The sequence below is a fragment of the Allocoleopsis sp. genome, assembly GCF_036703385.1.
GTDB lineage: Bacteria > Cyanobacteriota > Cyanobacteriia > Cyanobacteriales > Coleofasciculaceae > Allocoleopsis.
Map to the genome: position 1 here is coordinate 1 of NZ_DATNPA010000360.1, position 17,373 is coordinate 17,373.

The following is a 17,373-nucleotide window of genomic DNA, read 5'->3' on the forward strand; positions in this document are numbered from 1 at the left end:
GACGAACAAAAACGAGTAATCACAGGTATTGTCGAAAATGTTCGCATTGTGAATCTCTATGTACCGAATGGTTCGGCAGTGGGAAGTGATAAATACGATTACAAACTTCGTTGGCTCAAGGTATTGCGGGAATACCTGAAAGCCTTGTTAGAAAAACAGCCCAATGACTTCTGTGTCTGCGGAGATTTTAACATTGCTCCAGACGACCGAGATATCTATAACCCTAAAGGCAAAGATAATGCTATCATGGCCTCTCCTGTGGAACGCCAAGCCTTACGGGACGTTTTAGAGGTGGGGTTAGCTGATGTCTTTCGCAAATTTACCTCCGAGGGGGGTCACTATACTTGGTGGGATTATCGTCAAAATGGTTTTACTCGCGATCGCGGTTGGCGGATTGACCATCACTACCTTACCGCCAACCTCTACAATCAAGCGATTAGTTGCACGATTGATAAAGGGCCTAGGAAACTTGAGCAACCCAGTGACCATACTCCCGTAATTGTTGAGTTTTAGGGTCAGAATATCTGTCACCATCAAGGTTAGGACGAATAGCACTGACTTAAGAACTTTCCTACTTTACCAACCAACCTTTGTGCAGGGGGTCTCTAGGTAGGCACTCCGTCCACCAGTGGGGGGTTTGGGGGGAAACCCCCCAATCTGGGTTTTTTTCAAAGAACGACTACTTCTTGCTTAAGTCAGTGACATTCAGATTAGGACAGACTGAACGGCTCAAACGACCACCTACTAGTAATAAACCTAAAAGCCTTCTGCCTTTTGCTATATCAGGTAGAAATACTTACTAGGGAAAAATACACTGAGAGATAGTCGTTCGCTACCAACGAGGTATTTTTTCATGTACTTAGTCACTGGAGCAACAGGACAAATTGGTCGCCGCGTCATCCGCCTCTTGCGGGAGCAAGAGCTACCAGTACGAGCCTTTGTCCGCCTTACTTCTCGCTATGGAGAGTTAGAAAGCCGGGGTGCTGAACTGTTTATTGGTGACTTGCAGGAGGAAAGAGATATCCAGAAAGCCTGTAAGGGGGTTCAGTACATCATTAGTACGCATGGTTCTGGCAGGGGCAGTGCACAAGCCCTAGACTACCGAGCCAATATCGAGATAATTGACCAAGCCAAGGAGCAGGGTGTCCAGCACTTTGTGTTTATCTCCGTCTTAGGAAGCGATCGCGGTTATGAAGATGCCCCAGTCTTCAAAGCCAAGCGAGCTGTAGAAAAGTACTTAGAAGCCAGTGGGCTGAACTATACCATTCTGCGTCCTTCTGGGTTGGCATCGAACTTAATTCCCCTAGCAGAACAATTTCGGCAAACAGGGATTTACCTACTCAACGGTGATGGCAAAAACCGAACTTCAATTGTCAGTACGGACGATTTGGCGCAGATGGCTGTCGATTCTGTCACGGTGGAAGGAGCACGCAATCAAACCTTTGCTGTAGGGGGGCCAGATGTTCTGAAGCGGGAAGATATCCCTCGGATTTTCAGCCGCATCTTTAACCGGGAGCCGATGATTATTAATCCACCCTTGTTCGTGTTTGATGGCATCAGAAATGCTCTAGGTTTTGTTAACCCTCAAACCCGGAAAGGCTTGGGTACACTAAGGACATTGCTAGCTAATGAATTTTTCTGCACACCCGAAGAGGTTGCTAGGCTGGAGTCAGTTTACAACTTGAAATTAGAATCTTTGGAAAGTTTCTTGAGGCGTTATTTAGGGACTTAGGAGTGGTTAAAAAAACTACCTCCTATTGTCAGGCACGGCAACCCTAATCCTTGAGCTTAGGCACAATGGTAATGATGCCGTGCCCCTACCCTATGGGGTACACAACAGTTAATCTGGAAACAGTCGTCAGCTCCATCGTGACACTCCTAAGGTTTAACCATGAAATCGTTTTGGGCGAGAATTCCTCAAGAAGTTAAATTCATAGCGCTTTCTGTGGGGGTGGTCGGTGTCGCGGTGGTGCTGATGAAAGAGCCTATCCCTTCAACGAACCAGCTACCCTCATCCCCGCCGGAAACTCCCCTCTCAGCTTTGCCAACACCTCCTCGAGAGCTGCTAAATACTCCATTACTGGATGAGCCGTTGCCATCCCCGATATATCCCTTACCCCAGTTATCTCCGCCCCTCAAGGAACTGGGAAAAGACCCTCTTGGTGTTAATCCCTCGCCTCTGCCTACAGTCCCTCTCCCAGGCTCTGTTCTTCCTAGTCCCCCGGCAAAAGGTCTAGAGCAACCTCTGCCAGTTATCCCCTCTCCTGGAGGGTTACCCAATCGGAACAGCCCCAAAGGAACGGGTTCAACTCGCGGCTCTTCTCCATCTACAAGTCTTCCAGGTATTCCACCAGAATTGCTCTCTCCCTCACCCGTGACAGTCCCTCCCTCTTTGAGTTCGGTTCCCGATCAAAAAGGAGCTTCAACTGAAACAGCAGGAAAGAAGACCAGCACGAATAAGAACGCCGTCATCGCAGAAGTCAGAAACTACTTTAAAAAAGGCTGGAAACCCCCTTCCAATTTGAAGGAGCCTTTACAGTACAGTGTTGTCCTCAATGCAGATGGTACCATTCAACAAATTCTTCCTCTGAGCAATGCCGCCGGAGAGTACATCAATAACACGAATCTTCCCTTGCCGGGTAATTCGTTGGCCTCTCCCGCTGAAGAGGGAAGCAAGACGGGCGTCCTCCTAGAATTTAGGCCGGATGGGAAGGTCAAAGCTTCTTTGGAAGAGGTGAATCTACCCAGTGCTTCACCCAGTTCTCGCCGTGGAGACTCATCCAATTTTCCGCCTAAGCAGGCGCGTCCTTGAGGAGTGATAGCAGTGGATTGGGTCGCGGCTGAGTGTTCCCACTCCTCCTGCAACGTCAGGTCAGGTTGAGCCACTCCCACGGATTGAATCCGTGGGATTCAGGCATCAGACAGGGATTGCAGCCTGAGACTGTCTAACATCCCCTACGCCTATGGTTGAACTCCCAACCATTTTGATATTTACAGCGGCGTTGGCATCCCTGTCGTTAACTGAATGACAAGATGGACAGCGCCAACGTCTAACGGATAAATCCAGTTCATCTAGAACATGACCACAACAAGAGCAAGTCTTACTAGATGGATACCAGGGGTCAATGTAGATAACTTGCTTGCCTTTCTTTTTGGCTACCCACTCTAGGATTTGGAGAAAGTCTCCTAACGCCAAGTCATTGACTTGGCGTCCCCATAGTTGCTGCATTCCTTTGAGGTTTAGAGTCTCGAAACACAACACATCGCATTGGTCAGTCAACTTATGTGCAAGCTTCCAAAACCAATTACGTCTACGATTAGCAACAGCCTCGTGACAACGAGCTAGATGCTTTCTGGCTTGTTCCCGGTTGTTTGACCCTTTCTGCTTTTTAGAATGCTGCTTAGATGCCTTGCGAACTATGTTGAGAGATGCTTTTAGGAATAGCGGCGATTCAATACTGAATCCTTCCGAGCAAGTGAGAAACGTCTTCAACCCAAAATCAAATCCAGCTATTTTACCAGTCTCGAATGTGACTTCTGGTGTCGAATATCCGTCTACAACAACAACCATAAACAACTCACCTAATGGTGTTCGCTTAATAGTCAATGTCTTAACAGTTCCCTCTATTTCTCTGGAGTTCCAGTATTGGTAGACTCGGCTTCCTATTTTGACTCGATTTCCACCCAGAAACTTGTATCCAGCCTGTTTCAGGGTAAATGACTTGTACTTTTTGATTTTTTTAAATCCTGGTGGTCTGACTCCTTTTTTATGGTGCTTGAAAAACAATTGGTAGGCTTTATCAATGCGTTGACAGATATCCTGTACTGCCTGAGAACCCACTAACTGCCAAAACGGATTGCGCTTTCGGAGTTTGGCAATGTGCTTCTGAAGTCTCGCGCAGTTCAAGTGCTTTCCCCACATCCGGTAGTACCGACGATGTAGAGCAATGCAATGGTTATAAATTACCCCAGCAGCATTGATTGTCCGCTTGAAGTATTTATTCCGCTTGTGACTGTAGAGCTTGAACTTCAGAGTTTTCATAAGTGCTGTTATACCATCAATAAGCTTATTAGTGGTATTTCCTCGATGAACAAAGACGAATTAATTTCTTATATTCAATCTGTTATCGGTTCAAGATATGCAGGATTGCAAGCTGCGTTTGCTCAAGACAACGACCTCTCAGCCGCCTATGTTAACGATGTTTTGCGAGGTCGTCGGGAACCAGGGAAGAAAATTCTTGATGCTGTAGGAGTCGAACGAATTACCGTTTATAGGCTAAAGTTGCGGGACGGCGCTTAAAAGCGCCAACGCTACATCCCACGCTTAAAAGACGTGGGCTTTGCTTGTTTTTCTGTAAATCTGTAAACAGTGGTTATTGACCAGTAGTTAGCTCTATTGACAACCTCGTTAGATAACAGCATGAAACACCTATTGGCTGACCGACCTTCTGTCCAAAACGAGTCACTGGAATCTGAGGGAAAATCCCGCCTGGATGTGATTGAGTTGAATCGCGATCGCTTTTCCAAGTCCCTCAATAACGACAAACCCGACCCTCGGAGGACACAAGCAGACCAACCCGCTCAAAACACAGCAAGCAACAGCTACAAGCGTTTGCCTCAGCCTTCGCGCCCAGCAACTTGCGTACCTATTTGGCAGAGAATGGTTCAAGGCGCTAAATGGGCTGTGTTTTCTGGGGTTGCGCTCGCGATCGGGGCGATGGTGTTGTACGAACCTTCCCCGGCAAAAAGAGAACAGGCGATCGCCAAAAATCCTTCTCAGACGATGCCAATCCCTCCATTGGAGGTGTCCACCGCTGTCTCACCCCAAAAGGCTGCTCCACTCTCCGACACCGCCTTACCTCAGGCAAAGAAACTCGGAAAACAGCCCCTTACTCCTACTTCCCCGCTACAATCTACCGTACCAATTCCAGGCTCTCTAGCCCTCAATTCCTCACCCAAGAGCCAAGATGAGCCTCTCTCCGTTAACCCCTCCACAGACCAGATACCCAGCCCAAAAGCCGACTTGAGCAGTGAACCGTCTCTATCTGGACGTAACCCAGGAGTGCCGCCAACCTTGCCTTCAAATTTACTACCTGTAGAACCCCCCTGTGCAGGAGAGGGTATACATCAACAAGCGTCCTCAGGGTCAAGTGATAATCACGCCAACACAGATGAGAAGTCTTCAGTGGCAGAGGTCAAAAACTATTTCAAAAAAGGCTGGCAACCACCTGCGGGTGTCAAACAGACTCTAGAGTACAGTGTGTCAATTAATGCGGATGGCACGGTTCAACGAATTAGACCTCTGAGTAATGCCGCAGGAGAGTACATCAACAGCACGAGTTTACCGATGCCTGGTAGTCCGTTCGTCTCTCCCAGAGAGGGGGGAGGCAATACCAACATTTACCTCGCGTTTAGCCCAGATGGGAAGGTTAATGCGTCCTTGGAGTAGTTGAGCTTGCCCAATTTTCTGTAGAAATATTATGTCCGCTTTATGGGGAAGTTTGTAGTGAGGACTTGAGTCCTCTCAGAGTGAGCGCTTAAGCGCTCACTACAAACATGTTTTGATTAAGGGTAATCAACCGGACATGATATTAAGTTGAATGTCACTGACTTAACAACTTCCCTATCTCACCCAAGAACCTTTGTGCAGGGGGTCTCTAGGTAGGCACTCCGTCCCCCAGTGGGGGGATTGGGGGGTTTCCCCCCAATCCGGGTTTTCTTCAAAGAACGACTACTTCTTGCTTAATCCTATTAAGTTAACGCGACTGAAGGTTATCGACGGCGTTGTTGCAATTTGCGATAAACCTCTTTCAACTCGACGCCGTGGTGAGCAAGAGCAACCAGGGTGTGATAAAACAGATCAGCCGCTTCAGAGGCGATCGCATCCTTGTCATCATCCTTACAAGCCATGACCACTTCAGCCGCTTCTTCCCCAATTTTTTTGAGAACCTTGTTATCACCTCCAGCCAATAGCTTACAGGTATAAGACTCTGGGCTGGGGTTATCGCGGCGATCGCATATTACTTCAAAGACTTGAGATAAGGTATCTGATGGCGGTGGCGCTTTAGTACTATCCACTTGATGGAAACAACTGCGTTCCCCGGTGTGGCAAGCAATATCGCCAATTTGCTCGACCGTAACCAGTAAGCAATCACTATCACAGTCATAACGGAGCGATCGCACTTTCTGGAGATGGCCTGAGCTTTCTCCTTTATGCCACAGTTGAGAGCGCGATCGACTCCAAAACCAGGTTTCCCCTGTTTCCAGAGTTTTTTCTAAGGACTCTCGATTCATCCAGGCCATCATCAAAACAGTGCCATCCAAATAGTCCTGCACAATTGCTGGCACCAGTCCCCGCTCATCGTAGCGAATTTTATCAACGGGAATGGCTTGGTCTAAGGAAATTGGTTCAGAAGCAGACAACATACGGATGGATGACCAAAGCAATGACTCTTCCGTCCACGATACCATCCTAGGCTAGTCAGTTGGTCGGTTAGTGTCGCTAATCTGAAACTAGGAGTTCACCAGAACAAGATAGTGGGCAATTGACGTAGGGGTAGAACTTGTAACTTAAACCAGAACACTCAAATCTCTGGCTAACTTCATTCTCACAGCCCTTGTAGCAACTTGATGAGCCTTCTTCGCCTCTCCGTACCATTGAATAGTAGAGTTATATGCAGCTCTATATAAATCCTGTGCTGTCTCGGATAAGCGGGTACGAATTTCTAACGGTAAATCTTCATTACTTTTGTATATCATAATTCTGGAATTTTGCTGAGTGAGATAATCAACTAGCATAGAAATTCTCAAAAAAGCGTACCCCTATCCCCAGATAGACTCTACAACTTCCTACTACGGAGACAACCTTGGTTAATACCACAATTAAAACGACCAAATCGGAAGAAATCTTCGCTGCTGCCCAAAAGCTGATGCCAGGAGGTGTCAGTTCCCCCGTCCGAGCGTTCAAATCAGTGGGTGGACAACCCATCGTTTTTGACCACGTTAAAGGAGCCTACATTTGGGATGTTGATGGCAACCAGTACATCGACTATGTAGGAACCTGGGGGCCAGCGATTTGCGGTCATGCCCATCCAGAAGTCATTGCAGCTCTACACGAAGCTTTAGAAAAAGGGACTAGCTTTGGTGCACCTTCTGTGCTGGAGAACGTGTTGGCATCGATGGTGATTGATGCCGTCCCTAGCATTGAGATGGTACGGTTTGTTAATTCCGGAACCGAAGCCTGTATGGCTGTTATCCGGTTGATGCGGGCGTTTACTGGACGTGACAAAATTATCAAGTTTGAAGGCTGCTATCACGGTCACGCGGATATGCTCTTAGTCCAGGCCGGTTCTGGCGTTGCGACGTTAGGCTTGCCCGATTCTCCCGGTGTTCCCAAGTCTGCCACTAGCAATACCGTAACCGCTCCTTACAATGATTTGGAAGCGGTAAAAGCGCTATTTGAATCCTCTCCAGATGAAATTGCCGGTGTAATTCTGGAGCCAGTTGTCGGGAATGCTGGTTTTATTCCTCCTGATGCTGGGTTCCTGGAAGGCTTGCGGGTACTCACCCAAGAGTATGGCGCTCTGCTGGTGTTTGATGAAGTGATGACCGGCTTCCGCATAGCCTACGGTGGTGCTCAGGAAAAATTCGGTATTACGCCTGATTTGACAACGCTGGGCAAAGTTATTGGCGGTGGATTGCCGGTGGGAGCTTATGGCGGACGTAAGGATATTATGTCAATGGTTGCACCCGCAGGCCCCATGTACCAAGCGGGTACGCTTTCGGGTAATCCGCTAGCGATGACAGCTGGAATTAAGACGCTGGAGTTGTTGCAAAAACCGGGTACCTACGAACAGCTCGATCGCATTACCAAGAAGCTATCAGACGGTTTGCTACAAATTGCCAAGGAAACAGGGCACGAAGTCTTTGGTGGACAAATCAGTGCCATGTTCGGCATGTTTTTCACGGGTGAACCCGTTCACAACTACGCAGACGCCAAAAAGTCTGATTTAACCAAGTTCAGTCGTTTCCATCGCGGTATGTTGGAGCATGGTGTTTATTTGGCACCGTCTCAGTTTGAGGCAGGGTTTACGTCCCTAGCTCATACGGATGAAGATATTGACCGCACGCTGGAAGCGGCACGCGAAGTTCTATCGAGTTTATAATTCGGTTAGGAATTATGACTCGATTGCTCGATTAAAAATCTCAGATTAGCCATCTGAGAGTTAATCTCTCTAGAGATAGTGCTAGGGGCGAAACATTCGTGGCAGAAGCCTGGGCAAGCGAACCAGATTCACTCACGAATGCTTCGCTTTTATAGCCCTTCTCAATTGGATGCGGTACACTTTTAACCTCTCTCCAAACCTCTCTCCTACAAGGAGAGAGGCTTTGAAATTAGCCCCCTTCCCTAGTAGGGAAGGGGGTTGGGGGTTAGGTCTGACTGTACTCCATTCGATTGGAGAATCGCTATATTGTTTCCCCAGAGGGATTAAAGAGGATTAAGGTTAAGCCGAAATTGCTAACAAATTGGATAGCTTATCAGGAAGAGACGAAGCCTCATGCATCCCTGTGCGGTCTATGGACTCGACTAACAATCTGGAAGTATTGACACAGCCTGAAGTGGCTCGTACATTAGCATTGGCTCTTCAGACGGCCTTTCAGAATGATGACAAAGCCGAATTAATTCATGTTGCTGAGGTGGTTAAAGCACTTGCAAAGCGACTGATACCCGAATTTGAGCCGTTGCTTTTTTACGCTCGTGGTGTTGCCAAGTGGGCTGGTGGTGATATCACAGGTGCCATTCGTGAATTCAGGTCTTTGAGAAAGGCTTATCTGCTCTCTCGACCAGGATGTTATTCCGTCGATTTAACAACGCAACAGGGCTGTATCAAAATCACTGATGTCTTGCTGGATATGCCAGCAGAAATTTTTGGGCAAGTGATTGTTGCAACCCGTGGCGACCACTTTAGCAGCTTTCGCACCAAGCTTACCGATGCTGAAATTTTGAAAACCTCCCTTCAGCAATTAGGTTTTACCGTCAAAACCAATGCCGATGTGCGAGGTTACATGGATCAACGAGTGCGTGCTGATATTGTGGCAATTCTTGAGGGCGATTAGGATCTGGGCTGGATTCGCAATCCCGATGATAGCTTTGACTTCATCGGCGATCTGGGGGGTGTGTCTGATTCGTATGACCCAACTGAATTGATCCAATCCATTATGCAGCAGTACGTTCTCAACGAAACCTTGGCAGAACAGGAGACACGTGAGCAGAATGATTGACGATACAGCGACAAAACTCGTTCAACTTCCGGCAGGGTTACGGGTTCGATAAATAAGCAGCGTTCACCTCAGCCTAAACTTAGTTTGCGGCTTGAGGCTCAGTGAAGTAGACAAATGTTTTCCAAAGTAGCGCTCAACTCTACTACGGGAAGACGGAGAGTTAGCCGGAGAAGTCTGTCGGAAGAGAAGTAAGGGAATACTGAGGAAGCCAAGGAAGATTACGATTGCCGCCGTAACCCAAACTAACAGACGTGAAGGTCGGTAGTCACCTCGCTCAATTTGCCAGAAGACTTGGTTGTAACGCCACACGGCAAGGGCAATGAAGATGATGCCGATAATTACAAGACCAATGCCTAGGCTTTGGGAGCTGATGAAGGAGTGGCTTGGCAAGTCTTTCTCGTCGAGACGAGTTTGAAGCTCATGTAGAAATAGGCCGAAGCGAGCGAGCGCAAAACCGAACCCAATCAAGGCAATAGAGGTACGCATCCAAGCGAGAAATGTCCGTTCATTAGCTTGATGCTCTCTCTGGCGGTCAATTTCTGGCATTCTCGCCCTTTGTTCACTGCTTGAAAATTAGCTTTTTTGCTCAAGAGCGATCGCACAGATTGATTGGGATTGTAGTTTTGAGCTTGGATATCTAGGCTTAAGCGAATTTGCTCAGGAATCTCCAACAATCCCAAATCGGTTAATCCCAAACGCTCTAACGATAGTTAGTAAATTGCAGCGCTACGGGAAAATCCTCCTGCTTCAGTCGCTGCATGACTGATTGTAAGTCATCTTTTGAGCTGCTGGAAACTCTAACTGCATCCCCTTGAATTGAGCCTTGTACCTTTTTGAATTCGTCGCGAATTAGCTTAGTGATTTTCTTGGCTATTTCCTGACTAATGCCTTTTTTGAGCTTGATTTCTTGGCGGACGCGATTACCGCTAGCCGATTCAACTTTGCCGTATTCAAAGATTTTCTGCGAGAGGTTGCGTTTCGCGGCTTTGGTTCGGAGAATTGTATGAACGGCCTCTAGGGTAAATTCGCTATCCGTATTGACGGTAATGACTTCTTCGCCTAATTCGACCGTAGTCTTCGTGTCTTTCAGGTCGTAACGGCTGTTGATTTCCCGAATGGATTGGTCTACCGTGTTGACCAACTCTTGCCGATCAAAGTCGCTGACAACATCGAATGAAAATGTGGAAGCCATAAAGTAAAGAAGTTAAAAATCGTTTGTTTATTACGAACAACTAACAACCAACGGCTTAAAGTTCAAGACGGAAGTTTTTGCTGCTGCCCAAAGCTTAGAGTAGCTTGATGGAGTTATGGGCACTCAGTAGGCTTAAGACGAACAGAGTACCGCTGCAAGCTGAGCCAATGGCGAACATTAGCGATCGCGCTAAGGGGATGTCAAGGATATAAAAAACCGAGTATAGCAATCGGACAATGACAAACGCGATCGCAGCTCCCACGGCTAAGGACGAGTTTTGCCCCGTCACATAAGCCATCAGTGCCGCCGCCGTGAAAATCATAAAGGCTTCAAACGAGTTCTGATGTGCCCAAGTTGCTCGCTGAGCATAGGGAGGTAACTTGTCAAACATCGCACGCGGCGCACTCAGGTCATATCCCACCTTGACACGTCCAGACGCTACGACCAGAAACGGCAGATAAATCAGGGCTGCCGCTGCGACAATACAGTAAAGCAGAATCACAGAATCCTGTAGATTCATAATTTAGTCAAAGTAAAACAGAGTAACAACCTTGCGCTGCTCTTCTGCATCCTCGCAGGTTTTGAGCAGGGTTCGGCTATCATGAAACGCGAAGCAAATGAGCTGCTGGCACCGGGAAACAATTTCCTGATTGCACAGCGCACTCGCCTCACTTAGGGACAGATTATCGTTTTCTGGATTTTCCACCAAATGCATCACCAGATCCAGTTGCTTCCGTGATTCTCGTGGTTGACGTTCTAGGCTTTGGGGCAAAATCACGGTGAGTAGGCTGGGGTCAGCACGCATGGCACCACGAATGGCGGCGGCATTTGTGCCGGTAGCACCAGAAGTGATGAGACGATTGCCCTCTAGAACTAGGGCGTAGCTCATCATCTCAATGAGATTTTGATGAGTAATAGGAACGTGACGCGACCCTAAAAGCGCAATCCGCTTAGAACCCGTTTGCTGGATTGTCGCAAGCTCTTGCGCTAATGTATCGACACCGACGATGTCTACTGATTGAGTCAAAGATGCCGTATTTTAGCTGAACAACCCAGATATTCTAACAGAAGCCGTTGCCCTTAAGATGCACTAATTTGGTTTTGGTTTGCGATCGCCCGTCAAATTCGTTCTTTTTTTTTTATTTGCGTCTTGGCTAAATTCTATGCTACTATCTGAAATTGTGTTCGGACGCATAGCTCAGTTGGTTAGAGCACTACGTTGACATCGTAGGGGTCACTGGTTCGAGTCCAGTTGTGTCCACTTTTATCGAAATGCTAAACGTGATTACTTGTGTGATTTAAAGTTTGTTTTTGCCGCTTCGGCAAAGTTATGCTTTAAAAAGACTCCGGCAAAGTTATGCTTTAAAACTTTCAGGTCAAATTTAACAGCGTTTCAACCCAATCGAGTTGGAATTCTTAAACTGTAGTTTACAGCCGTGCCCTGCACTGTGCTTCCTGTAAAGCAGCACGGACAGCCTGATATCTCAAGTATCCTGGCTTAGACATTAGCTCAGACACACGAGCCTCGCTCGGCTGTACTCCTCTATTTAGCAGTTCAAGTGCAATTTGTTGAACTTCCTGACAAGACTGCTCTACCTCTGTGAGTCGCAAAGCCTTTCTATAACTTTGGGATCTGGTCGAAATGGCGCGACATAGTTCGGGAAAATGACGGGAAATTGTCCGCCGATCATAGCCTAGCTGCTGAGCAACCTCTTTCATTGTCGGTGGCGGCTGCTTACTAATGGCTAGAGTTGCTAGTAAAACCTCTTCTACTCGGTCTGAATTGAAGCATTTGGGAGAAATTCTCTTGTTGTGCGATTGCTCAGGAGATTTCTGTATGCTTATCTTCAATGGCTGATTTGCCACCTTCTCTGGTACTAGGAAGTCCAACAACGATATCTCCAGGCAATAACAAATTTTCAGGAGAACATCCAGTTGGGGTAAAGCTTTCCCGGTATGCCACATCCATAGGGTATTTTTAGGAATTCCTAAACGACTAGCGAAGGCGGCGATATTCCCCTTAGTAACGAGGTTGACCACTGTACGCATGGCTTCCGCTACGTTTCCCCTCGGCAGTGGAGATGAGAGGCGAGGTACGACAGTAATCAATTCTCCTATAGTATTGGCTGTCCAGTTTTGCCTGGTTAGCTCCTCTGGCGATAAGGTGCCACGCTCCAAAAAATCACAGGAGGTTCCTAACTTTCCTAACCACTTGCCACAAACCGAGCAATACCCGGAACATGAGTGCCACTCTAGCAGAAGAGATTGTTTGTGACAGTAAGGACAGTACAAGCAAAGGGGTTGGTGGTGTTGGGGACAGACCTTGACTGCCTCGATTGCCCAAAGAAGAGGCTCATAGACAACTTGCCTCGATAAGCGCCACTTTTGATAGCAAGCAGGACACCAAGCTTTGTAAGCACGGAACAAACCTCGTGGTGGCAGGATGGAAGCGCAATTGAGCAAAGTCAGAAAGCATAAATCACTCCGAAGCGTTAACGTTTCCAGAGCTTGGACAAAATCCATTGCTATATCTCCGGTACCGTTCAAAGCTCTAGCGCGGTCAAACAAAGCTCGTAACCTTCTGCTGGAAAGCCTTTTAGCAAAAACTTTCTTCAGATAGGGCGTGATTTCCTTGGATATCAACACACTGGGGAGTACGCTATGAGACTCTGCTAGTCGAGCAATGTAGCTAGTTAAGCTTTCTACGAAAGGAGTTCCTATTGCTACAGGCAGTAAATGGTAAAGACGGCTACGTTCAGGCAACTGAAGCTTTTCGGGACTCCATAATTCTTCATTAGCATAGGCTTGAATTAGCATTATTAATTCTTAAAATCCCTGAAGTACTTTATAAAAAAAGCTTTAGATTTGCAAAATAAAACTAAATTTTATTAAGGAAATTAACTTATTTCTGATAATGGATTTAAAATTAATTTTTCCCAGAAAATCTCTGAATAGTCTAATTTTATAACATTCTACTGCACTCTTCAAAGAACAAAGAAAATGAATCATGTTAACCGAGGAGTCTCCCTATATAGACTTAATTTTTTCCCTGACAGGCCAAACTCTTCCCCTTGATAATGGCTACATCGTCTATTCTGCTCTTTCCCGTATCTGTCCTGCTATCCATCAACTAGAAGATATCAGCATTCATCCCATCGCAGGCATTCCCGAATCCTCAAAAGAACTTCGTCTCACGCAACGTTCAAAGTTGCAAATACGCCTGCCTGTAGACCTCATTCCCTTTATCTACGAATATCTAGCTGGACAAACTTTCAGTATTGGTCAAAACCAATTTCAATTAGGCATTCCTGAATACAATCCTTTACACCCCTTTCCAGACTTATACTCTCGTCTTGTCATAATTAAACGTTTTCAAGAACCTCAACGCTTTTTAGAAGCAGCCAAACGTCAATTAGAACGCTTAAACATCCAAGGAACTATCACGCTTTCCAGTAGAGCCAACGGTCAACCCCAGTGCCGACAACTGACGATTGAAAATAAAGCTGGAATCTTTCCTGTGCGGGGGTTTGGGGTGCAAGTAACGGGCTTGGGTGAAGAAGACTCAATCACCCTACAAAAATACGGTATGGGTGGAAAGCAGAAGATGATGTGTGGCGTGTTTGTCCCTTCACGGCGCAACAAGAGGGAAAGGGAATGACAACAACCACGCGACCCAAAATCTACCTGACTCTCAGTGCTTCGGATACAACAATCATGCACCGTGCAGGGATGGCGGGATTGTGGATGACTCTACAGCAACTAGAACTCCAATTTCCCACCCCTGCTACTCGTCCAGGCAATCTTTCTTGGGGGCTGACTAACTGTAGCATCAGTCTTAACTGGCAAGGAGAAGATTTCACAGTTTTAGATTGGTTACTCAGACAATCTTTTCAAATTAATGAAAAAGGATTGATTAGTTTAACTGGATTGGATTATTCCTCAATGGATGTGATTAATCAAATCCATCTTCATCAAGCTATAGGATCTACTTTTTTACGACACAATCAATTTTATAAATCAGGAGAGCAAGCCTCTGAATCTTTGAGTGTCGATGGTATTAAAGGAAGGCTGAGATATAAAAAAATAGAATGGTATACCCATCAGACTTTCGCTAATCAGCTTTGTGACACGACAGGGAAACTACTAAAAGATTACATTCATATTGTCAGTTGGATTTATCCAGGAGCAACAGTCCGTCATGCAAGATTAGACAAATATAATAAGCTAGAAAAAAAAGTAGAATATGCACTAGCATTACTGTTTTTGCCTCTTGTCTGCCAATATTTTATTTGGCATTCTAATTGTTCAAGGATTGATACAAAACAAGCCGCCAAATATATTCTCGTAATTCCTGAAGTTACCAATTTAACAATTGCCGCTCAACGATGTTGGGAGTTGCGGAAATTAGACTATAAAGATTTTCACGTAACGAGTTGGGGAGAAGCTGCCTTAAATTACTACCTCTATGACGAAATACAGTACTCAAATGAGTATCATGAAGTTTGTCAAACCCTGTTATACGAAAAATTGAATAAAGAATCAAAACAAAGAAGTTTAACGGATATTCAGGATATAGACTTTGAGGCAAAAACCATCCTTAATTATAAATTAATTTATAACCTCTTTCAAAAAAATAGAGTTTTTGGGGATGGGTTAAATTTTATTGTTAAAGTTAACCCTATTAAAGGGCTGATTGCCGACAACTTAGCCAAAGGCTTACCTTGGTGGTCAGGTTTTTGGGTAAGTTTTAGCCAGGATATATTTGGAGATTTATCTAAACAACTATTTTATAACCGAGAAGGTTTGCGAAGCATGATTGAAACCGATGATGAAATGGAAAATTATAAATCTTTTATTAAAGCTTGTCATGAAGCATTAAGAAAAACCTATGGCAAAATTTATGGTCGTACTAAGGAAGGAGAAGTTCCTCGATTCGAGCGAGAATATGAACGAATCAGAGGAGAACTAGGGCGATGCTACGACCAGCAATCTTTTAACGACTTCCTATCGGATTTCCTCTCCAGAGCTGGTCTTAATTCTGCATTATACGACCAATGGGAATCTATATTGCCACTCTTGATGGGGCAAATTTCCTGGGAAAAAGCTAGAAATCTAGTCTTGATTGCCTTAGCCAGTTACAAACCAAGCCAAAAACCATCAGAAGAATTTAGGCAAAACTCTGAAGTAACTCCAGAAACTCAATCATAGATTAATTAATGTCATGTACCAATTATTTGGCAATCTATTAACTCACTATGGTTCTGCCTCACTGAATCATGGACAATCAAGAGGGAATGTTAGTCCTTTGCAGAAAGCTTGGTGGCACGATAAAATTCATTCCACCGTTTCTGGGGATGCCATTCGTTGGGCATTACGTTACTATTGGCAACAACAAGATTATCCAGTAAATCGCGTTTGGAATGCGGATACTTTCAAAAATTTATTAACCAATGAAGATTTTGACCCGGTTCGATTTATTGATGATGATGTGTTGGGTTATATGAAGACTGAAGCTGCGAAAGAAGAAATAATCCAAGAAGAGTTAGAAACTCAAAATAAACAGAATAAAGAGAAAAGAGGTAAAAAATCTAAAGGAAATTCAATACCACGTTTAGGAGCATTAGGAGTCACTCGTGCGATTTCTTTAACTCTCTATAATGGAACTATATCTCTTAATGCTAGGAGTGGAGAACCAAACAGAACATCGCTTCATAACCCTGAATATCATAATACTCGTTATCAATATGGATTTGCGCTAGACCCCAATCACCTCAAAGACAAATCTCGTCTTTTTGCTGTTATAGATGGATTAATGTCTATCCGTAAGGTAGGGGGACACAATAATGTGTTTTGCTATGATTTTTCTCCTGAAAGTATGGTGTTTCGCTGGACTCAGAAAAACTCACCCCATATTTTCTATTGTTTTCAACAAGATTCATTAGGGCTAGAACCTATAATATCTTCTGACTTGATTGAACAAGTTGAAGTAGAAGATATTGATGGAAGTGAGCTGTGGATTGGGGGCAAGGTTGCTAAAAACCTACATCTCAAGGATGCTCATATATTTCAAGGGAGAGAAAAAGCTGTTGCTGATTTAAAACGAGTTATTGCTAGAGATTTAAATTTAACTGAGTTTCAACCATCATCATGAGTTCGATCGCTCTCTATGTTGAGGTGCCGTTTGCTACGTTCCGTCAGTCTCACGCGAGAGAATATGGACAGACTTATCCCGTCCCTCCTCCGTCAACCGTATATGGGATGCTGCTTTCTTTGGTAGGAGAAACAGATGCTTACAAACATTGTGGAGTACAGCTAGCCATAGCCATGCTGTCTCAACCGAGAAAATCCAAGGTGCTGCGGCAGTTGCGGCGTTTTAAGGTAAAAGATTACAGCGATTCTAGAAATACCATACCTGAGTACCAAGAGATACTGACGGATATCAAGTTTATGGTTTGGGTAGCGTCTGGAGAAGAGCGAGTACAGCCGAATCTTGCCGAAAGGGTAGAACAATCGCTGACGTATCCTACTTCAGTTCAGCGATTTGGCTGCTTGTACCTCGGAGAGAGTAATGATTTGGTTAACGTGGTGAAGTTGTTATCTGATGATTATCGCAGTGAGTCTAGGCGGTGGTTAATTCGAGATGATGAAGGATTAATCACTTTACCCTATTGGGTTGACCACGTTGGCTCAAGGGGAACACGCTGGCTGCGTTATCGGTTGCAGGAAATATCTACTCAGTCTCCACCAGAGTCTTCTTGGACGACAATTCAAGCTCCTGTTTGCAAGCATCTGTGAATGGTGAGTAGATTAAATAGGGAAAAATGGCTGTAATGCTTATCTAACTTGCTGTTCAGAGTTTTGATAGCAGTAAACGATGCTTGCAATTCCCTGAAAGCGTT

General features: G+C 45.4%; 18 protein-coding genes, 1 tRNA gene and 1 pseudogene. 12 read left to right on the plus strand and 8 right to left on the minus strand.

The window, feature by feature from the left end:
* From xth to V6C93_RS17870, 3 genes are all read left to right on the plus strand, one after another.
* Positions 1 to 513: exodeoxyribonuclease III (gene xth, locus V6C93_RS17860; protein WP_333478024.1), on the plus strand; the 513-nt coding region annotated here is incomplete at its 5' end.
* A 340-nt stretch (positions 514 to 853) separates the two neighbouring features.
* Positions 854 to 1,732, plus strand: coding sequence for an SDR family oxidoreductase (locus V6C93_RS17865; protein ID WP_333478025.1), 879 nt, complete (start codon positions 854 to 856; stop codon positions 1,730 to 1,732).
* Between the two features lie 159 nt (positions 1,733 to 1,891).
* The gene (locus V6C93_RS17870; protein ID WP_333478026.1) at positions 1,892 to 2,812 is read left to right on the plus strand and encodes a hypothetical protein; all 921 of its coding nucleotides are present in this window, start codon (positions 1,892 to 1,894) and stop codon (positions 2,810 to 2,812) included.
* A 105-nt stretch (positions 2,813 to 2,917) separates the two neighbouring features.
* On the opposite strand, the gene V6C93_RS17875 is transcribed toward V6C93_RS17870, so the two are convergent.
* Positions 2,918 to 4,042, minus strand: coding sequence for an RNA-guided endonuclease TnpB family protein (locus tag V6C93_RS17875; RefSeq protein ID WP_333478027.1), 1,125 nt, complete (start codon positions 4,040 to 4,042; stop codon positions 2,918 to 2,920).
* 45 nt (positions 4,043 to 4,087) lie between these two features.
* On the opposite strand from V6C93_RS17875, the gene V6C93_RS17880 reads away from it, so the two are divergent.
* The gene (locus V6C93_RS17880; protein ID WP_333478028.1) at positions 4,088 to 4,300 is read left to right on the plus strand and encodes a hypothetical protein; all 213 of its coding nucleotides are present in this window, start codon (positions 4,088 to 4,090) and stop codon (positions 4,298 to 4,300) included.
* Positions 4,301 to 4,420: 120 nt separating this feature from the next.
* Entirely contained in the window at positions 4,421 to 5,449 is a 1,029-nt protein-coding gene (locus V6C93_RS17885) for a hypothetical protein (RefSeq protein WP_333478029.1), read from the plus strand.
* A 323-nt stretch (positions 5,450 to 5,772) separates the two neighbouring features.
* Here the strand turns inward: V6C93_RS17885 and hisIE are convergent, their stop codons facing one another.
* Positions 5,773 to 6,426 (minus strand): bifunctional phosphoribosyl-AMP cyclohydrolase/phosphoribosyl-ATP diphosphatase HisIE, encoded by a 654-nt coding sequence (gene hisIE, locus V6C93_RS17890; protein WP_414644205.1) that lies wholly within the window; start codon positions 6,424 to 6,426, stop codon positions 5,773 to 5,775.
* Between the two features lie 144 nt (positions 6,427 to 6,570).
* Positions 6,571 to 6,759 carry a ChaB family protein gene (locus V6C93_RS17895; RefSeq protein WP_333478031.1) on the minus strand — a complete coding sequence of 63 codons (189 nt, stop codon included), beginning with the start codon at positions 6,757 to 6,759 and terminating at the stop codon, positions 6,571 to 6,573.
* 107 nt (positions 6,760 to 6,866) lie between these two features.
* Here V6C93_RS17895 and hemL point away from each other — a divergent pair, with 107 nt between their 5' ends.
* Positions 6,867 to 8,165 carry a glutamate-1-semialdehyde 2,1-aminomutase gene (gene hemL / locus V6C93_RS17900; RefSeq protein ID WP_333478032.1) on the plus strand — a complete coding sequence of 433 codons (1,299 nt, stop codon included), beginning with the start codon at positions 6,867 to 6,869 and terminating at the stop codon, positions 8,163 to 8,165.
* A 748-nt stretch (positions 8,166 to 8,913) separates the two neighbouring features.
* Positions 8,914 to 9,282: pseudogene (locus V6C93_RS17905) on the plus strand (DUF1257 domain-containing protein).
* Between the two features lie 63 nt (positions 9,283 to 9,345).
* On the opposite strand, the gene V6C93_RS17910 reads toward V6C93_RS17905, so the two are convergent.
* From V6C93_RS17910 to V6C93_RS17925, 4 genes are all read right to left on the minus strand, one after another.
* Positions 9,346 to 9,828, minus strand: a complete 483-nt coding sequence (locus V6C93_RS17910; protein WP_333478033.1) for a YidH family protein — start codon at positions 9,826 to 9,828, stop codon at positions 9,346 to 9,348.
* A gap of 154 nt (positions 9,829 to 9,982) precedes the next feature.
* Complete coding sequence (locus V6C93_RS17915; protein ID WP_333478034.1) at positions 9,983 to 10,474, minus strand: YajQ family cyclic di-GMP-binding protein; 492 nt, start codon at positions 10,472 to 10,474, stop codon at positions 9,983 to 9,985.
* A 94-nt stretch (positions 10,475 to 10,568) separates the two neighbouring features.
* A complete protein-coding gene (locus V6C93_RS17920; protein ID WP_333478035.1) occupies positions 10,569 to 10,994 on the minus strand; it encodes an MAPEG family protein in 426 nt (141 codons plus the stop codon).
* 3 nt (positions 10,995 to 10,997) lie between these two features.
* The gene (locus V6C93_RS17925) at positions 10,998 to 11,501 is read right to left on the minus strand and encodes a DNA recombination-mediator protein A (protein WP_333478036.1); all 504 of its coding nucleotides are present in this window, start codon (positions 11,499 to 11,501) and stop codon (positions 10,998 to 11,000) included.
* Positions 11,502 to 11,661: 160 nt separating this feature from the next.
* Here V6C93_RS17925 and V6C93_RS17930 point away from each other — a divergent pair.
* Positions 11,662 to 11,735: transfer RNA gene (locus tag V6C93_RS17930), tRNA-Val, on the plus strand.
* Between the two features lie 167 nt (positions 11,736 to 11,902).
* Here V6C93_RS17930 and V6C93_RS17935 read toward each other — a convergent pair.
* On the minus strand, positions 11,903 to 13,291 hold the full coding sequence (locus V6C93_RS17935) for a helix-turn-helix domain-containing protein (RefSeq protein ID WP_333478037.1): 1,389 nt from the start codon (positions 13,289 to 13,291) through the stop codon (positions 11,903 to 11,905).
* Between the two features lie 190 nt (positions 13,292 to 13,481).
* On the opposite strand from V6C93_RS17935, the gene cas6 reads away from it, so the two are divergent.
* From cas6 to cas5, 4 genes are read left to right on the plus strand one after another with little or no spacing between them, the layout of a single operon-like run.
* Positions 13,482 to 14,132, plus strand: a complete 651-nt coding sequence (gene cas6, locus V6C93_RS17940; RefSeq protein WP_333478038.1) for a type I-MYXAN CRISPR-associated protein Cas6/Cmx6 — start codon at positions 13,482 to 13,484, stop codon at positions 14,130 to 14,132.
* Positions 14,129 to 15,682, plus strand: a complete 1,554-nt coding sequence (gene cas8a1, locus V6C93_RS17945) for a type I-MYXAN CRISPR-associated Cas8a1/Cmx1 (RefSeq protein WP_333478039.1) — start codon at positions 14,129 to 14,131, stop codon at positions 15,680 to 15,682. The genes cas6 and cas8a1 overlap by 4 nt, the downstream gene beginning before the upstream one ends.
* Before the next feature lie 13 nt (positions 15,683 to 15,695).
* Positions 15,696 to 16,625, plus strand: coding sequence for a type I-B CRISPR-associated protein Cas7/Cst2/DevR (locus V6C93_RS17950; RefSeq protein WP_333478040.1), 930 nt, complete (start codon positions 15,696 to 15,698; stop codon positions 16,623 to 16,625).
* The gene (cas5, locus tag V6C93_RS17955) at positions 16,622 to 17,269 is read left to right on the plus strand and encodes a type I-MYXAN CRISPR-associated protein Cas5/Cmx5/DevS (RefSeq protein WP_333478041.1); all 648 of its coding nucleotides are present in this window, start codon (positions 16,622 to 16,624) and stop codon (positions 17,267 to 17,269) included. Before V6C93_RS17950 ends, cas5 begins: the two co-directional genes overlap by 4 nt.
* Positions 17,270 to 17,373 lie beyond the last annotated feature (104 nt).